General features: G+C 72.9%; 16 protein-coding genes and 1 pseudogene. 9 read left to right on the forward strand and 8 right to left on the reverse strand.

Features of this window, described 5'->3' with window-relative positions:
• Window positions 1-78 precede the first annotated feature (78 nt).
• The 8 genes from gmk (at window position 79) to Q9250_RS14215 (ending at window position 6,761) form a co-directional block, all read left to right on the forward strand.
• Complete coding sequence (gene gmk, locus Q9250_RS13595; RefSeq protein WP_306232425.1) at window positions 79-1,020, forward strand: guanylate kinase; 942 nt, start codon at window positions 79-81, stop codon at window positions 1,018-1,020.
• Window positions 1,021-1,072: 52 nt separating this feature from the next.
• Window positions 1,073-1,777: a GAF and ANTAR domain-containing protein gene (locus tag Q9250_RS13600; RefSeq protein WP_306232426.1), complete on the forward strand. Its 705-nt coding sequence runs from the start codon at window positions 1,073-1,075 to the stop codon at window positions 1,775-1,777.
• A gap of 28 nt (window positions 1,778-1,805) precedes the next feature.
• Window positions 1,806-2,543: a GAF and ANTAR domain-containing protein gene (locus Q9250_RS13605; protein ID WP_306232428.1), complete on the forward strand. Its 738-nt coding sequence runs from the start codon at window positions 1,806-1,808 to the stop codon at window positions 2,541-2,543.
• Between the two features lie 177 nt (window positions 2,544-2,720).
• Complete coding sequence (locus tag Q9250_RS13610) at window positions 2,721-2,894, forward strand: hypothetical protein (RefSeq protein ID WP_306232429.1); 174 nt, start codon at window positions 2,721-2,723, stop codon at window positions 2,892-2,894.
• Between the two features lie 120 nt (window positions 2,895-3,014).
• Window positions 3,015-3,272 carry a DNA-directed RNA polymerase subunit omega gene (rpoZ, locus tag Q9250_RS13615; protein WP_306232431.1) on the forward strand — a complete coding sequence of 86 codons (258 nt, stop codon included), beginning with the start codon at window positions 3,015-3,017 and terminating at the stop codon, window positions 3,270-3,272.
• Window positions 3,272-4,486, forward strand: coding sequence for a bifunctional phosphopantothenoylcysteine decarboxylase/phosphopantothenate--cysteine ligase CoaBC (gene coaBC / locus Q9250_RS13620; protein ID WP_306232432.1), 1,215 nt, complete (start codon window positions 3,272-3,274; stop codon window positions 4,484-4,486). The genes rpoZ and coaBC overlap by 1 nt, the downstream gene beginning before the upstream one ends.
• Window positions 4,483-5,670: a methionine adenosyltransferase gene (gene metK, locus Q9250_RS13625; protein WP_306232433.1), complete on the forward strand. Its 1,188-nt coding sequence runs from the start codon at window positions 4,483-4,485 to the stop codon at window positions 5,668-5,670. The genes coaBC and metK overlap by 4 nt, the downstream gene beginning before the upstream one ends.
• Before the next feature lie 92 nt (window positions 5,671-5,762).
• Window positions 5,763-6,761 carry a primosomal protein N' family DNA-binding protein gene (locus Q9250_RS14215; RefSeq protein WP_422665109.1) on the forward strand — a complete coding sequence of 333 codons (999 nt, stop codon included), beginning with the start codon at window positions 5,763-5,765 and terminating at the stop codon, window positions 6,759-6,761.
• 275 nt (window positions 6,762-7,036) lie between these two features.
• Here the strand turns inward: Q9250_RS14215 and Q9250_RS14220 are convergent.
• Window positions 7,037-7,957, reverse strand: a pseudogene (locus tag Q9250_RS14220) (DUF222 domain-containing protein); the annotation flags it as partial.
• 96 nt (window positions 7,958-8,053) lie between these two features.
• Window positions 8,054-8,884: an isocitrate lyase/PEP mutase family protein gene (locus Q9250_RS13635; protein ID WP_306232436.1), complete on the reverse strand. Its 831-nt coding sequence runs from the start codon at window positions 8,882-8,884 to the stop codon at window positions 8,054-8,056.
• Between the two features lie 74 nt (window positions 8,885-8,958).
• Here Q9250_RS13635 and Q9250_RS13640 point away from each other — a divergent pair, with 74 nt between their 5' ends.
• Window positions 8,959-9,393, forward strand: a complete 435-nt coding sequence (locus Q9250_RS13640; RefSeq protein ID WP_306232437.1) for a DUF3054 domain-containing protein — start codon at window positions 8,959-8,961, stop codon at window positions 9,391-9,393.
• A 14-nt stretch (window positions 9,394-9,407) separates the two neighbouring features.
• On the opposite strand, the gene Q9250_RS13645 is transcribed toward Q9250_RS13640, so the two are convergent.
• From Q9250_RS13645 to Q9250_RS13670, 6 genes are all read right to left on the reverse strand, one after another.
• On the reverse strand, window positions 9,408-10,196 hold the full coding sequence (locus Q9250_RS13645; RefSeq protein ID WP_306232439.1) for an IclR family transcriptional regulator domain-containing protein: 789 nt from the start codon (window positions 10,194-10,196) through the stop codon (window positions 9,408-9,410).
• Between the two features lie 9 nt (window positions 10,197-10,205).
• Entirely contained in the window at window positions 10,206-11,036 is an 831-nt protein-coding gene (locus tag Q9250_RS13650; protein WP_306232441.1) for an ABC transporter ATP-binding protein, read from the reverse strand.
• A gap of 1 nt (window position 11,037) precedes the next feature.
• The gene (locus Q9250_RS13655; RefSeq protein ID WP_306232442.1) at window positions 11,038-11,910 is read right to left on the reverse strand and encodes an ABC transporter permease; all 873 of its coding nucleotides are present in this window, start codon (window positions 11,908-11,910) and stop codon (window positions 11,038-11,040) included.
• Window positions 11,907-12,713 carry an ABC transporter permease gene (locus Q9250_RS13660; RefSeq protein WP_306232443.1) on the reverse strand — a complete coding sequence of 269 codons (807 nt, stop codon included), beginning with the start codon at window positions 12,711-12,713 and terminating at the stop codon, window positions 11,907-11,909. The genes Q9250_RS13655 and Q9250_RS13660 overlap by 4 nt, the downstream gene beginning before the upstream one ends.
• Complete coding sequence (locus tag Q9250_RS13665) at window positions 12,710-13,702, reverse strand: ABC transporter substrate-binding protein (protein ID WP_306232444.1); 993 nt, start codon at window positions 13,700-13,702, stop codon at window positions 12,710-12,712. Before Q9250_RS13665 ends, Q9250_RS13660 begins: the two co-directional genes overlap by 4 nt.
• A gap of 161 nt (window positions 13,703-13,863) precedes the next feature.
• A complete protein-coding gene (locus tag Q9250_RS13670; protein WP_306232445.1) occupies window positions 13,864-15,051 on the reverse strand; it encodes a 4-hydroxybenzoate 3-monooxygenase in 1,188 nt (395 codons plus the stop codon).
• Window positions 15,052-15,093: the final 42 nt, after the last annotated feature.

The raw sequence follows: 15,093 nt of genomic DNA on the forward strand, positions 1-15,093 counted from the left end.
GCGGGCCGACGACGCCAAGCCGACGACGCCAAGCCGACGAGGCCAAGCCGATGAGGCCGAGCCGATGAGGCCGGGCCGATGACGCCGGGCACCCTCGACCTGCCGCCGGTGCCCGACCCGAGCGTCGCCGGGCGCGCCGCCGTCGATGCGCGCCGTGCCCGAGCCGCGGTGAAGCGGGCGCTCAGCGCGGGCCAGCGCGGCCCGCGCGATGTGGCCGAGCGCGCCTGGCAGGAGCCCGGCAGCCCCGAGGCGCGGCTGCGCGTGAGCGAGTTCCTGGGCGCGCGGCGCGGCATGGGTCCGAAGCGCGTCGAGTCGCTCATGCGCGAGCTGGGCATCGCGCCGGCGAAGCGGCTCGGCGGGCTCGGCGGTTTGCAGCGCGAGCGGGTTCGCGGTTGGCTGGACTCCGTGGATCCCTCTCGTCGCCCCCGCCTCATCGTGCTCGCCGGCCCCACCGCGGTCGGCAAGGGCACCGTCGCGCAGTACGTGCGCGAGCACTTCCCGCAGATCCGCCAGTCGGTGAGCGCCACCACCCGGGCCGCCCGGCCCGGGGAGATCGACGGCGTGCACTACGCCTTCGTCTCGGACGCCGACTTCGACCGGCTCGTCGACGAGGGGGAGTTCCTCGAGTGGGCGACGGTGCACAACAAGTCCCGCTACGGCACGCCACGCTCGAGCGTGCAGGCGGCGCTCGACGAGGGCTCGTCGGTGCTGCTCGAGATCGACCTGCAGGGCGCCCGGCAGGTGCGCGAGTCGTTCCCGGATGCGGTGCTGCTGTTCCTCGCGCCGCCGTCGTGGGAGGAGCTGGTGCGCCGGCTCGTCGGCCGAGGCACCGAGACCGAGGAGGAGCGCGAGCGCAGGCTCGCCTCGGCCCGCGTCGAGCTGGCGAGCCAGTCGGAGTTCGACGCGACGATCGTCAACGCCGATGTGGCGGAGGCCGCGCGCGAGGTGGTCGAGCACATCCTCGCGGCCGAGGCCGATGCGGGCGCCCCGCCTGCCGCGGAGCGCTCCGCGCGCGTATGATCGGAGTCGGCGGCAGGCGCTGACGGCCTGAGGAAGCTCGTTGAGGAACCGGATGGACGACGAAGGCGCCGGCCGAGGCGCTGTGGGCTCGGGTGGCATGGCGCTCGACGACGCGGCCCGCGAGCTGCTGGCGCCGTTCGTCGAGCTGCTCTCGGTGAACGGCGCGTCGATCTCGGTGGTCACCGGCCCCGGCCACTCCACCGTCGGCGCGAGCGATGCGGTGGCTGCTCGCCTCGAGCAGCTGCAGTTCTCGCTCGGCGAGGGCCCGCATTGGGAGGCGCTGCGCACCGGGCAGTCGGTGCTCGTGCCCGACGTGCACGAGGCGCCGGCCGTCTGGCCGGTCTTCGGCGCGGCCGCCACCGAGCTGCCGGTGCGGGCGCTGTTCGCCTTCCCGCTCACGCTCGGCTCCGCCAGCGTCGGCGTCGTCGACCTGTACCGGACGACCACGGGCAGCCTCAGCCGCAGCGAGATCGCGAAGGCGCGCTCGCTCGCGGCGGTCGCCGCGCGCGCGGCGCTGCGGCTCGCGGCCGCGGTCGCCGTCGACGATCAGACCCCGCGCGGGGCACGGGCGCCCGAGCTGCGACGCGTCGTGCACCAGGCGACGGGCATGCTGCTCGTGCAGCTCGATCTGACTGCCTCCGAGGCGCTCTCGCGTCTCAGAGCGCATGCGTTCGCGACCGGTGCGTCGCTAGAATCGGTGGCACAGGAAGTCGTGGCGCGACGCCTGAAGCTCGATGATCCAGGCGCGGGCCAGTGACCGGATTCGACGGAAGGACGTGGGCTCGATGATCGATGCATCGAGGCAGGGCCGGGTCGACGCCGCCTTCATGACGCTGGCCGAGACGCTGACCTCCGAGTACGACGTGGTCGAGCTGCTCCACGTGCTCATGGACGAGTGCCTGAAGCTGCTCGATGTGCAGGCCGCGGGCCTGCTGCTCTCCTCCGGCCACGGCGACCTCGAGCTCGTGGCGTCCACCAGCGAGGGCGCGGCGTTCGTCGAGATCATGCAACTGAACGCGGGCGAGGGGCCGTGCGTGGAGTGCTTCGAGACGGGCGAGGCGGTGAGCGTCGCCGACGTCGCCACGATGAAGGCGGAGTGGGCCGAGTTCCGCGACGCGGCGCTGCGCGAGGGGTACCACTCCTCCTACGGGCTGCCGCTGCGGGTGCGCTCCCAGTCGATCGGGGCGCTCGGCCTGTTCCGCACGAGCCCGGGCGAGCTCGATCCGGCCGAGGCGCAGATCGCCCGCGGCCTCGCCAACATCGCCTCGATCGGCATCCTGCACGAGCGCGTGCTGCGCGAGAGCTCCGCGGTCAACGAGCAGCTCCGGCACGCGCTCGACAGCCGGGTCGTGATCGAGCAGGCGAAGGGCGTGCTGGCGGCCTCGGCGCACGTCGACGTCGAGCGGGCCTTCGACATGCTGCGCGCCCACGCCAGGCACCACAATCTGAGCCTGCACGACGTCGCCCGGGCGGTCGTCGAGCGCACGATGACCATCACGCAGACGCCGCGCGGCACCCGCTAGCACGGGCAACGCGCCCGCTTGACGGGCGGGTGGGGTACACGCCATGCTGGGAGCAGCAAGCAGTACCAGCACGCCGTGCTCTCCAGACGTCGGAGCACGCATCACCGGCTCATCGCCGGTCCGATGCGGAACGAGGAACGATGGAGACCAGACCGCTCACTCACGAGGAGCGCTGACGTGCCCGCCGTCGACAGCGGCAGCGGCCTCGCGGCCATGCCCGTCGAATTGCAGTTCCTCGCGGTCTTCCTCGGTGCGATGGTGCTGATCCAGATCGGGCTCGTCGCCGCCTGGCTGCTCGCGAAGAGCCTTGTGCGGATCGTCGAGGAGCGGCGGGGGAGGGCCACCGAGTAGCTCGCACGCCCCGACGCGCGCTCTGCCTCCGCGCGCGGTAGGATGGTCGCTTGCGCCCGTACGGCGCACGAGCTTCGCGGGGTCAGCCCCGCTCGCCACATCCAACTGCAGGAGGCACGCATGGCCAAGGGCATCATCAACCCCCCGATCGACGAGCTGCTCGACAAGGTCGACTCGAAGTACCAGCTGGTCATCTACGCGTCGAAGCGCGCGCGCCAGATCAACGACTACTACACCGACATCCACGAGGGCTCGATGTTCGACAACGTCGGCCCGCTGGTCGACGCCACGATCGAGGACAAGCCGCTCTCCGTCGCGCTGCACGAGATCCACGCCGACAAGCTCGTGCTCACCAAGGACGAGACCGCCGAGGCCTGATGCGCGTCGTCGTCGGGATCTCCGGCGGGATCGCCGCGTACAAGGCAGCACTCGCCATCCGCGAGCTCGTGCTGGCGGGGCATGACGTGCACGTCGTGCCGACCGCAGCGGCGCTGCGCTTCATCGGCAGGCCGACGCTCGAGGCGCTCAGCCGCAATCCCGTCTCCGACGAGGTCTTCGACGACGTCGCCGCCGTGCGCCACGTGGCGCTCGGCCAGTCGGCCGACCTGATCGTCGTGCTGCCGGCGACCGCGAACACCATCGCGAAGATCGCCGCCGGCCTCGCCGATGACCTGCTCGGCACCACCATCCTCGCCTCCCGGGCGCCGCTGGTCATCGCACCCGCGATGCACACCGAGATGTGGGAGCAGGCGGCGACGCAGGCCAACATCCGCACGCTCGCCGAGCGCGGCATCACGATCGTCGGTCCCGTCGCCGGCCAGCTGACCGGCGACGACTCCGGCGTCGGCCGCATGGCCGAGCCCACCGACGTGGTGGCGGCGGCCCTCTCCGCCGTCAGCGACGCATCCGCCCCCCGACCGCTGGCGAGCACGACCGTCGTGGTGAGCGCGGGCGGCACCCGCGAGCCGATCGACCCCGTGCGGTTCCTCGGCAACCGGTCGAGCGGCGCCATGGGCGTCGCCCTCGCCGCCGCCGCGCGCGACGCGGGAGCCGCCGTCACCCTCGTGGGCGCCAACCTGCACGTGCCCGCGCCCGCCGGCGTCGAGCTCGTCGAGGTCGAGACCACCGCGCAGCTGCGCGACGCCATGCTCGCCCGCGCCGGCGCCGACGTGATCGTGATGGCCGCAGCCGTCGCCGACTACCGCGTCGACGGCGTCGCCGACGAGAAGCGCACGAAGGAGGCGTGGGGCGAGGCGCCGACGCTGACGCTCGCCCTCAACCCCGACATCCTGCACGAGCTCGCCCAGCAGCCGCGCGCCAGCGTGGTCGTCGGCTTCGGCGCCGAGACCGAGCCCGACGACGCGGCGCTGCTGCAGCGCGGCCGCGACAAGCTCGCCCGCAAGGGCGCCGACCTGCTGGTCGTCAACCGCGTCGGCCACGACGCCGGCTTCGGCGCCGTCGACACCCGGGTGCAGGTGCTCGACGCCGACGGCGTGGTGGCGGATGCGTCGGGCTCGAAGACGTCAGTGGCCCGGGCCATCATCGACACCGTCGCGCTCCGCCTGGCAGCGCAGCAGAAGGAGCAGCCGTGAGCCTGAGGCTCTTCACCTCGGAGTCGGTCACCGAGGGCCACCCCGACAAGATCTCCGACCAGATCTCCGACGCCGTGCTCGACGCGATGCTGACGCAGGACGCCGAGGCGCGCGTCGCGGTCGAGACGCTCGTCACCACCGGCCTCGTGCACGTCGCCGGCGAGGTGCGCACCTCGGGCTACGTCGACATCGCCTCGGTCGCCCGCAAGGTGATCGTCGACATCGGCTACGACTCGAGCGAGGTGTCGTTCGACGGCCACTCGTGCGGCGTCACCGTCTCGATCGGCGAGCAGTCGCACGAGATCGCGACCGGCGTCGACACGGCGGTCGAGGCCCGCGACGGCTCGGTCGACCCGCTCGACCGCGACGGCGCCGGCGACCAGGGCATCATGTTCGGCTTCGCCACCGACGAGACGCCGTCGTTCATGCCGGCCACGGCCTGGGCCGCGCACCGGCTCGCCGAGCGACTCGCCGCCGTGCGCCGCTCGGGCGAGATCCCGTTCCTCCGCCCCGACGGCAAGACGCAGGTGACGATCGGCTACGACGGCTTCCGCCCCGTCTCGGTCGACACCGTGCTCGTCTCGACCCAGCACGCGCCGGGGGTCACGAACGACGAGATCCGCGATGCCGTCATCTCGCACGTCATCGACCCGGTCGTCGCCGACCTCGGCCTCGACGCCAGCGCCATGCGCGCGATCGTCAACCCCTCGGGGTCGTTCCTCACCGGCGGCCCCAAGGGCGACGCCGGCCTCACCGGCCGCAAGATCATCGTCGACACCTACGGCGGCGCCGCCCGCCACGGCGGCGGCGCGTTCAGCGGCAAGGACCCGTCGAAGGTCGACCGCTCGGCCGCGTACGCGCTGCGCTGGGTGGCGAAGAACGCGGTCGCCGCGGGCCTCGCGAAGCGCCTCGAGGTGCAGGCCGCGTACGCGATCGGCATGGCGCAGCCCGTCGGGGTCTACGTCGAGTCGTTCGGCACCGGCGTGATCGACGACGAGGCCATCGGCGCGGCGATCAGCGCCGTGTTCGACCTGCGCCCCGGCGCGATCGTGCGCGACCTCGACCTGCGCAAGCCCAAGTACCGCCAGACGGCGGCGTACGGCCACTTCGGCCGCGAGCTGCCCGGCTTCACCTGGGAGCAGCTCGACCGCGTCGACGACCTGCGCGCCGCCGCGGGGCTCTGACCGAGGTGGCGGCCGAGGCCGCGGCGGGCGGCTTCGCCCGCGTCGTCGTCGACTCGCGGCTGCCGCAGCTCGACCGGCTCTTCGAGTACCGGGTGCCGCCGTCGCTGACCGGCGTCGCGCCGGGCGTGCGCGTGCGGGTGCCCCTGCGCGGCGACCGGATGGCGACCGGCTTCGTCGTCGAGGTGACGGATGCGCGCGCCTGGGAGGGCGAGGTCGCCGACGTCGGGCAGGTCATCTCGTCGGTGCCGGTGCTGCAGCCGGAGGTGTGGGCGCTGGCCCGAGCCGTCGCCGACCGGGCGGCCGGCAGCGCCGCCGACGTGCTGCGCGTCGCGATCCCCGGCCGCCAGGCGCGCGTCGAGAAGGCCTGGCTCGCGGCGCGCGCCGACGGCGCGCCCGAGCCGCCCCCGCTGCCTCCGCTGCCCGACCTGCTCGACGACGGCGACGCATCCGCCCCGCTGCCGGGGCTCGTCGAGGCCCGGCGCCGCGTCGCGCTCGAGTGCGCGGGCGGGGTGGCCGCGGTGCCCGACGCCGACGCGCCCGCAGGGAAGGACGAGGCGTGGATCGGCCGNACCTGCTCGACGACGGCGACGCATCCGCCCCGCTGCCGGGGCTCGTCGAGGCCCGGCGCCGCGTCGCGCTCGAGTGCGCGGGCGGGGTGGCCGCGGTGCCCGACGCCGACGCGCCCGCAGGGAAGGACGAGGCGTGGATCGGCCGGTGGGCGATCGCGCTCGCGTCGCTCGCGCGGCAGGCCATCGCGCGCGGCGAGCAGGCGATCATCGTCGTGCCCGACCACCGCGAGCAGCGGCAGCTGCGGCTCGCCCTCAGCGCGGCCGTCGGTGCCGAGCGCGTGGTCGAGCTCGACGCGCGGCAGAAGGGGCCCGATCGCTATCGCGGGTTCCTGCGATGCATCGATGGCGATCCGGTCGCGATCATCGGGCCGCGATCCGCCGTCTACGCGCCCGCGGGCCGCCTCGGGCTGCTGGCGATCTGGGACGACGGGGAGCCGCTGCTCGCCGAGCCCCTCTCGCCCTGGGTGCACGCGCGCGACGCGGCGCTGGTGCGGCAGGCGCAGTCGGGCTGCGCGCTCGTGATCGCCGGCCACGCCCGCTCGACCGACGCCGAGCGGCTGGTCGAGGTCGGCTACCTCGAGCACGAGCGGCTCGGCGCGCACCGCGTGCGGGTGCTGCCCGCCGCCCTCGCCGACGACGGACGGCGCGTGCCTGCCGCGGCCTTCGCCGCCGCCCGCGAGGCGCTGCAGGCGAAGCCGGTGCTCGTGCAGGTCGGCCGGCCCGGCCACGCCCCGGGCCTGCTCCTCGTCGTGCAGCAGCTCGGTCGCGGGGATCGTGATCGCGACGTGCGCCTTGATGGGCGAGATGCCGTGCAGGTCCTCCGGCACGACGCCGGCGAGCATCAGCTCGAGCAGCGCGTCGGTGCGGAACTGGTCGAAGGTGCGCGGATCGTCCTTCGGCTTCCGCCGGGCGGCTTGCGTGAGTCGGTCCATGCAGGCGGTGAGCTCCAGGATCGGGCCGTGCACCACCAGGTCGCCCATGCCGTCGCCGCCGGGGAACAGCGACACCTGCCGCCGCTCTCGCGCCGCGTCGTGCCGCACCTGCAATGGCACGGTGAGCACGTCGTTGACGATCCGCTTCGCGCGGGACCGCAGCCGGCTCGTGCTCGTCGACTCTGCGACCGCGACCAGCTCGTCGACCACCCGCGCCTGCTCGGCGGGGACGACCTCGGTGTCGAGGCGCAGCGGACGGGTCTCCGCCTCGATGATGCGCAGGTGCGCGGTGGTGATGCGGCCCGCCGTGGCGGCGTCGTGGGCGGCGGGCAGCTCGGTGACGATGGTCCACGCCTCTGTGATCCGCTGCACCATCCCGCCAGCGGTCAGCCCCAGCTCCACCGCGGCCATCATCGCCAGCTCCTTCACCTTCGGGCCGGCATCGCCCGCCATCGCGATGACGCGTTGCATGTGGGCGGCCAGCAGCGCCCGCCGCTCGCCCTCCATCCGCGCCGACTGCGTCTCGATCGCCCGCAGGCGCGCGACGAACTCGGTGTCCTGGCGCAGCCGCTCCTGCAGCGGCGACTCCGGCTCGGACGGCAGCAGCGGGACCTGCGCGCCGGCGGCGACCTCCTCGTCGGTCATCGCCAGGATGCGCCGGCGCAGCTCCACATCGAAGTCATCGAGCGACGCCTGCAGCTCATCGGCGGACTGCCCGTACGGGTCGACCGCGCCAGCACGGATCGCGGCGATGTACTCCTCGCCATCGAGCCCGAAACCGTCCATGCAGGCATTGCATCACGGGCCACTGACATGGCAAGAAGGCTGTGGAGAACCGGTGCGGCACGGGCCCTGCGATCGAGGGGCCGGGCGACGCGAGCGCTATGGCGACTGCCGCATCAGCCCCTCAACGTCCGGCAGCCCGGCGAACCCTGAGAAGGTGCCCTGCTCGGCGATCTCCCGCGCGATGTCGAGCCAACCGCCCCAGGCGGCGCGGGCGAGGGTGCCGCCTACACTGATGCGGCGCACGCCGAGCTCGGCGGCCTCGGCGACGGTGATGAACGGCGCATTGATGAGCAGGTTCACCGGCTTCGGTGCGACCGCGGCGACGATGGCGGCGACCTCCTCGACGCTTCCAAGCCGAGGCGCATAGAGGCAGTCGGCGCCCCCGTCGGCGTAGGCGCGCAGGCGCGCGATCGTCTCGTCGAGGTCTGGCCGGCCGACGACGTAGCCCTCCGACCGGGCGGTGAGCACCACCCCCGTGCCGCTCTCGTCGATCGCGCCGCGCGAGGCGAGGATGCGTTCGACCGCGAGCGAGCGGTCGTGCAGCGGATGCTCAGCGTCGCCCGTGGAGTCCTCGATCGACAGGCCCGCGATCCCGGTGGCCGTCGCGGCCAGCACTGTCTCGCGAAGCCGCTCGGGCTCGACGGCGAAGCCGCCCTCGAAGTCGGCATTGACCGGCACCGAGACCGCCTCGGTCAGCGAGCGCAGGTGCGCGAGCATCGCGTCGAGCGGCACGCCGTTGTCGGCCCGACCCATGCTCCAGGCGGCGCCGGCGCTGGTCGACGCGAGCGCCGGGAACCCCAGTCGCTCGAGCGTCACGGCGCTGCCCACGTCCCAGGGATTCGGCATCACGAACGTGCCCTGCTCGTGCAGGCGCCGGAACGCCGCCACCCGCTCGTCCATGTCGCTCCCCGCTCGGTCGCCCGGCATCCCGGTCGCACCGTACGCTCGGCGTCGATCGAGCACAAGGCGCGCGCCCCAGCCGTGCTCGATAGCGTCGAGGCATGCGCACGACCCGGCCCGATGCATCCGCCCGCCTGTCCCGTGCCCGCGTGGGCGGGGCGATCGCCGTCGACGCGGTCGCGGTCATCGCCTTCGCCGCGATCGGGCGCGCCACGCACGACGGCGACGTGCTCGGCTCATGGGGCCTGGGGCTGGCGACGACGGCATGGCCGTTCCTCGTCGCGCTGGCGATCGGGTGGCTCGCGTGCCGAGGCTGGCGGGCGCCGCTCGCGCCATTGCGCACGGGTGTGTCGATCTGGCTGGTGACCGTCGTGGGTGGGATGCTGCTGCGCGTGCTGAGCGGGCAGGGCACGGCCGCGCCGTTCGTCATCGTGGCGACGCTGACGCTGCTGCTGCTGCTCGTCGGCTGGCGCCTCGTCGCGAGGCTCGTCGTGCGCCGAGCGAGCACGCGGGTCAGCCGGCCGACCCGCTCCTGACGGGCGCGGTCGCGTCAGGCGACGCCGGTCTGCGCGAGATCGCGCTCGATGCCGGCCGCGGCCTCCAGCAGCGGTTCGAGCGGCTCTGATCTGCCGGGCGCGGCATCCCGTCTGGCCGGCGCGGCCACGTTGACCGCCGCCACCACCTGTCCCGACGCGTCGCGCACGGGGACGGCGATCGAGCGCAGCCCCTCCTCGAGCTCCTGATCGACGAGCGCCCAGCCCTGCTCGCGCACGCGCTCGAGCTCGGCGCGCAGCGCGTCGCGGTCGGTGATCGTGTACGGCGTCAGCGCCGGCAGGTCGACGCGCTCCAGGAAGCGCTCGCGCACCTCCTCGGGCGAGAACGCGATGAGCACACGGCCCATCGAGGTCGCGAAGGTGGGCAGGCGCGTGCCCACGCCGATCGCGGCCGACATGATGCGCGACACCGCGACGCGGGCGACGTAGACGATCTCGAGGTCGTCGAGCACCGCGAGCGACGACGACTGGCCCGTCGCCTCGGAGAGGATGCGCAGGTGCGGACGCGCGACCTCTGGCAGCCCGAGGGTCGACAGGTAGGCGTACCCGAGCTCGAGCAGCCGGGGGCGCAGGTGGAAGGTGCCGCCCTCGTTGCCGACGTAGCCGAGCTCGACGAGCGTGTGCAGGAAGCGCCGGGCCGACGCCCGGCTGAGCCCCGTCTCGCGGGCCACGTCGCTGAGCGTCAGCCGCGGCTTCTCGGGACCGAAGGCGCGGATGACGGCGAGCCCGCGATCGAGGGACTGGACGAACTCGCCGCTGTGCTCGGCGACGCCGGTGGTCGACACGACGGCGACCTAGTGCGAGAGCTGGGCGTCGCTCAGCGAGCGCGCGCCCTTCTTCGCCGCCTGCACGAGCTCGTAGACGTGCGTGCGCAGCCGGGCGAACTCGGGCGCCGCCCGGGTCTCGAGCTGATCGCGCACGTCGCCGAGGTCGATCGAGACGTCCTCCAGCAGGATCGTCGGGCGTCCCGAGAGCACGATCACGCGCTGCGCGAGGTAGATCGACTCGTCGATGTCGTGGGTGACGAACACCACGGTGACGCCGAGCCGCTGCCACAGCGCGCGGACCAGGTCCTCGAGCTCGAACCGCGTCTGGGCGTCGACGGCCGCGAAGGGCTCGTCCATCAGCAGCACCTTGGGCTCGTAGGCGACCGCACGGGCGATCGCGACGCGCTGCTGCATGCCGCCCGAGAGCTGCCAGGGGTACTTGTCGCCGTCGCCGCCCAGGCTGACGGCGGTCAGCGCGTCGGCGACGAGCTGCTTGCGGCGCTCGGCCGGGACGCGCTTCTCCTTCAGCGGCTGCTCGACGTTCTGCGCCACCGTCATCCAGGGGAAGAGCGAGCGGCCGTACTCCTGCAGCACCACCGCCATGCCCTCCGGCGGCGACGACACGACGGCGCCGTCGAGGCGCACCTCGCCCTTGGTGGGCGAGAGCAGGCCGGCGAGGATCCGCAGCAGCGTCGTCTTTCCGGCGCCAGAGGGGCCGACGACGCAGACGAACTCGCCGGCGCCGATCGAGAACTGCAGGTCGGCGATGGCCTCGACCGGCTCGCCCCGGCCGGTGTAGGTCTTGCCGACGTGGTCGACCTCGAGCATCGCGTGCGCGACGGGAGTGGGATCGGACATTTCAGGAACCTCCACGCTGGGTCTGCAGGTACCCGAAGTACCACTTGAGCATCGCGCCGGTGATGACGCGGAAGATGAGTGCGAGCAGCACGCCGAGCACGCCGAGCAGGATGATGCCGCCCCACATCTGCGGGATGGCGAAGCTGCGCTGGAACTGCACGATCGAGAAGCCGAGGCCCTCGCTCGCGGCGAACATCTCGCTGATCACCATCAGGATGATGCCGATCGAGAGCGCCTGGCGTGCGCCCGTGACGATCTGGGGGCTGGCGCCGGGCAGCGTCAGCCGGAAGAGCCGGCCGAGGCGGGTGTAGCGGTAGGAGTGCGCCGTGTCCTTCAGCACCGGGTCGATGCCGCGCACGCCCTCGACGGTGTTCAGCAGGATCGGCCACAGGCAGCCGATGGCGATGACCACGACCTTCATCTGGTCGCCGATGCCGAGGAACAGCATGAAGATCGGCACCAGCACGGGCGGCGGCACCGCGCGGAAGAACTCGAGGGCCGGCTCGAGCGCGTCGCGCAGCGGGCGGAAGGAGCCGATCAGGATGCCGAGCACGACGCCGAAGACGACCGCGATGAGGAAGCCGATCAGGATGCGGCCGAGGCTCGGCAGCACATCCTGCACGAACCGCGAGTCGCCGAACGTCTCGCCGCCGAACCAGGTCGGCCAGAACTGGTCGATGATGGTCGCCAGCGGCGGGTTCAGGAAGTTCGTGCTGCCAGCGGAGGCGAACCACCACGCGGCGACGAGGATCACCGGCAGGCCCAGCAGCATGACGATGCGGCGGAGGACGGCGAGCGCACGGCCGGCGCCGGAGCTCCTGGGCTGCTGGTCGCGGTCGCGGCGCGAGACGACGCGCAGTGCCATGGTGCTCATGAGAGCGCCTCTCCCCGGATGGACGGGTGCCAGAACAGCAGGCGCCGCTCGGCGAATCGGGCCAGCACGTTGACGAGCAGGCCGAGGATGCCGGTCACGATGACGTAGGCGTACATGACGGGCACGTTGCCCGACTGGCGCGCGGTCTCGAACAGGCCGCCGATGCCGTCGAAGCTGATCAGCAGCTCGCCGGTGACGGTCAGGATGAGGGCGACGGATGCCGCCAGCCGCAGGCCGGTCATCGCGTAGGGCAGCGTGGTGGGCCAGACGACGGTGCGCACCTCGGTCACGCGCCGGAAGCGGTAGGAGCGAGCGGTGTCGCTCGCGACGGGGTCGACGTCCTGCACGCCGGCCAGCACCTGGATGAGCACCTGCCAGAAGCTCGCGTAGACGACGAGCAGCAGGGTCGAGGCCATGCCGGTGCCGAGCAGCAGCACGGCCACCGGGATGAGCGCCACCGAGGGCACGGGGCGCAGGAACTCGATGGTCGAGGCGGTGAACTCGCGCAGGAAGGCGGAGGAGCCGATGACGACGCCGAGCACGACGCCGGCGACGAGGGCGATCGCGAGGCCGATGCTCCACGTGAGCACCGTCTCCCCGACAGCGATCCAGAAGGCCCCGGTGCCGAGCGCGCTGACGAGGGCGGCGAGCATCTCGGAGACCGGCGGCAGGTAGCGGGCGTCGACCAAGCCGACGCGCGGCACCACCTCGAGGAGGAGGAAGAGGATGGCGACCCCGCCCGCGCCGAGCACCCAGCTGGGGATGCTCGGCGCGGAACGGGTGCCGGCGGCGAGTGACGTCACGGCACCAGCGCGCTGAAGTCGATCTCCTGATCGACCATGCCGTACTCGAGGGCGAGGTCGGCCAGCAGCTGCACCGTGTCGGTCGAGAACTCGGAGCTGAAGCGCGGCATGGTCATGGCCTCTGCCACCGCAGGGTCGATCTGGGTGTACTCGCCCAGGATCGCGCGCGTCGCGTCGGGGTTCTCCTCCGCGAAGTCGAGCGAGCGGTTCAGCGCCTGCGTGAAGGCCTCGACGACCTCGGGGCTCTGGGCCGCGAACGGCTGGCTCGTGAAGTAGGCGGAGATCATCAGATCGGGATCGGTCTCCGCGAAGTTCCACGAGACCACGCGCGCACCGGCCTGCAGGGCGCGGGTCAGGTGCGGCTCGAGGATCCAGGCCGCCTCGACCTGCCCGCCCGAGATCGCGGCCGGCATGTCGGGGAAGCCCATCTCGACGAACTGGATGCCCGAGGAGTCGCCGCCCGCCTCGTCGACGACGTTGCGCACGGTCGAGTCGCCGATGTTGTTGAGCGTGTTGACGGCGACGCTGCGGCCGCCCAGGTCGGCCGCGCTCTGGATGTCGGAGTCGGCGGGCACGACGACGGCGCCGATGTCCGGGTCCTGGCCCGTCGTGAAGTTGCCGGCACCGACGGCCTGCAGCGGCACGCCGTTGTTGGTCGCGAGCAGCAGCGAGGTCACGTTGCTGAAGCCGAACTGGTACTCGTTCGAGACCACGGCGGGCACGATGGCGGCGCCGCCCTGCGCGAGCTCGAGCGTGACGTCGAGCCCCTCCTCCTCGAAGAAGCCCTCCTCGACGCCCAGGTAGATCGCGGCGACGTCGACGATCGGGATCACGCCCACCGAGATGGGCGTGAGCTCGCCGGAGGCGTTGCCGCCGTCGGTCGCTCCCGGCGCGGGCTCGGTGGCCGAGGGCGTGCCGCCGCCCGAGCAGCCGGCGAGGGTGAGTGCGCCGGCGGCGACGAGGGCCGCGAGAGCGAGGGGTCTGCGCATGAGCTGTTCTCCTTTGAACACCGCCGAGGGACACGGCGATCGGACGCGACACTCGCGGAACTGACCGCTGTGCGAACGAGTGTGCTTAGTGAGAACACTAGGAGCGCGAATCGACGGGTGTCAACCTGGAGCGCGCGCCGTGACCCGATCGTGATGCGACGTCACGCATCCGTCGGCATCGGCCAGCCCGTGTACGCCTCGGCGAGGTACGTGCGGCCGGCCTCCGACTCCACCACCGAGCGCAGCTCGCCGAGCTGGCGCTGCCGATCGAACGCCGAGGCGTCGGGCGAGACGTGGAGCATGCTCGTCATCCACCACGAGAAGTGCTGCGCCTTCCAGATCCGCGCCAGCGCCGTCTGGGCGTAGGCGTCGAGCAGCCGCTCGTCGCGGCTCAGCAGCAGCGCCCGGAGCGCCCGCGAGAGCACCACCACATCGGCGACCGCGAGGTTCAGCCCCTTCGCCCCGGTCGGCGGCACGGTGTGCGCGGCGTCGCCGACCAGCGCCACGCGGCCGCGCCGCAGCTCGTGCGCGACGAAGCTGCGGAACCGCAGGATGTCGCGCTGGAAGATCGGGCCGCGCTGCAGCGGCGTGCCGAGCACCCTCGCCTGCAGGCGCTCCCACAGCTGCTCCTCGGTCGCCGCGGCCGGATCCTCGGCGGGGTCGCACTGCAGGTACATGCGCTGCACCGTCTCGCTGCGCTGACTGATGAGCGCGAAGCCGTCTGGCGAGTTGCTGTAGATCAGCTCCGACGCGCTCGGCGGCGCCTCGCACAGGATGCCGAACCACGCGAAGGGGTACTCGCGGAAGTAGTCGTCGGCACGCGATGCCGACACCGCCTGGCGGGCGACCGAGCGCGAGCCGTCGGCACCGACCACGAAGTCGGCCTCGATGTGCAGGGCCGCGCCGTCCGCATCCTCCGCGACGACGCGCGGCGATCCGGTGTCGGCGTGCTCGACCCGCATCGCGGTGACGCCGAACCGCAGGTCCTGGCCCTCGCCGAGACGAGCGGCGATGAGGTCGGCGAGCACCTCGTGCTGCGGGTAGAGCCAGACGCTCCGGCCCACGAGCGCCGGGAAGTCGATGCGGTGGCCCTCGCCGGCGAACCGCAGCTCGATCCCGTCGTGACGGTGGCCGTCGGTCCGCACCCGGGTCGAGCCGCCCGACTGCTCGAGCAGCTCGACCGTGCCCTGCTCGAGGATCCCGGCGCGGATGGTGCTCTCGATCTCCTCACGGCTGCGCCGGTCGAGCACGATCGACTCGATGCCGTCCTTGGCCAGCAGGTGCGACAGGAGCAGGCCCGCGGGCCCGGCTCCGATGATCGCGACTCGGGTGCGTACGGTGGTCGCCATGGCGTCTCCCTCGCTCGTCTCGCGGGCAGCGCCCGCTTCGTC

It is taken from the genome of Agrococcus beijingensis (assembly GCF_030758955.1).
In the GTDB taxonomy this organism is placed as follows: Bacteria; Actinomycetota; Actinomycetes; order Actinomycetales; family Microbacteriaceae; genus Agrococcus; species Agrococcus beijingensis.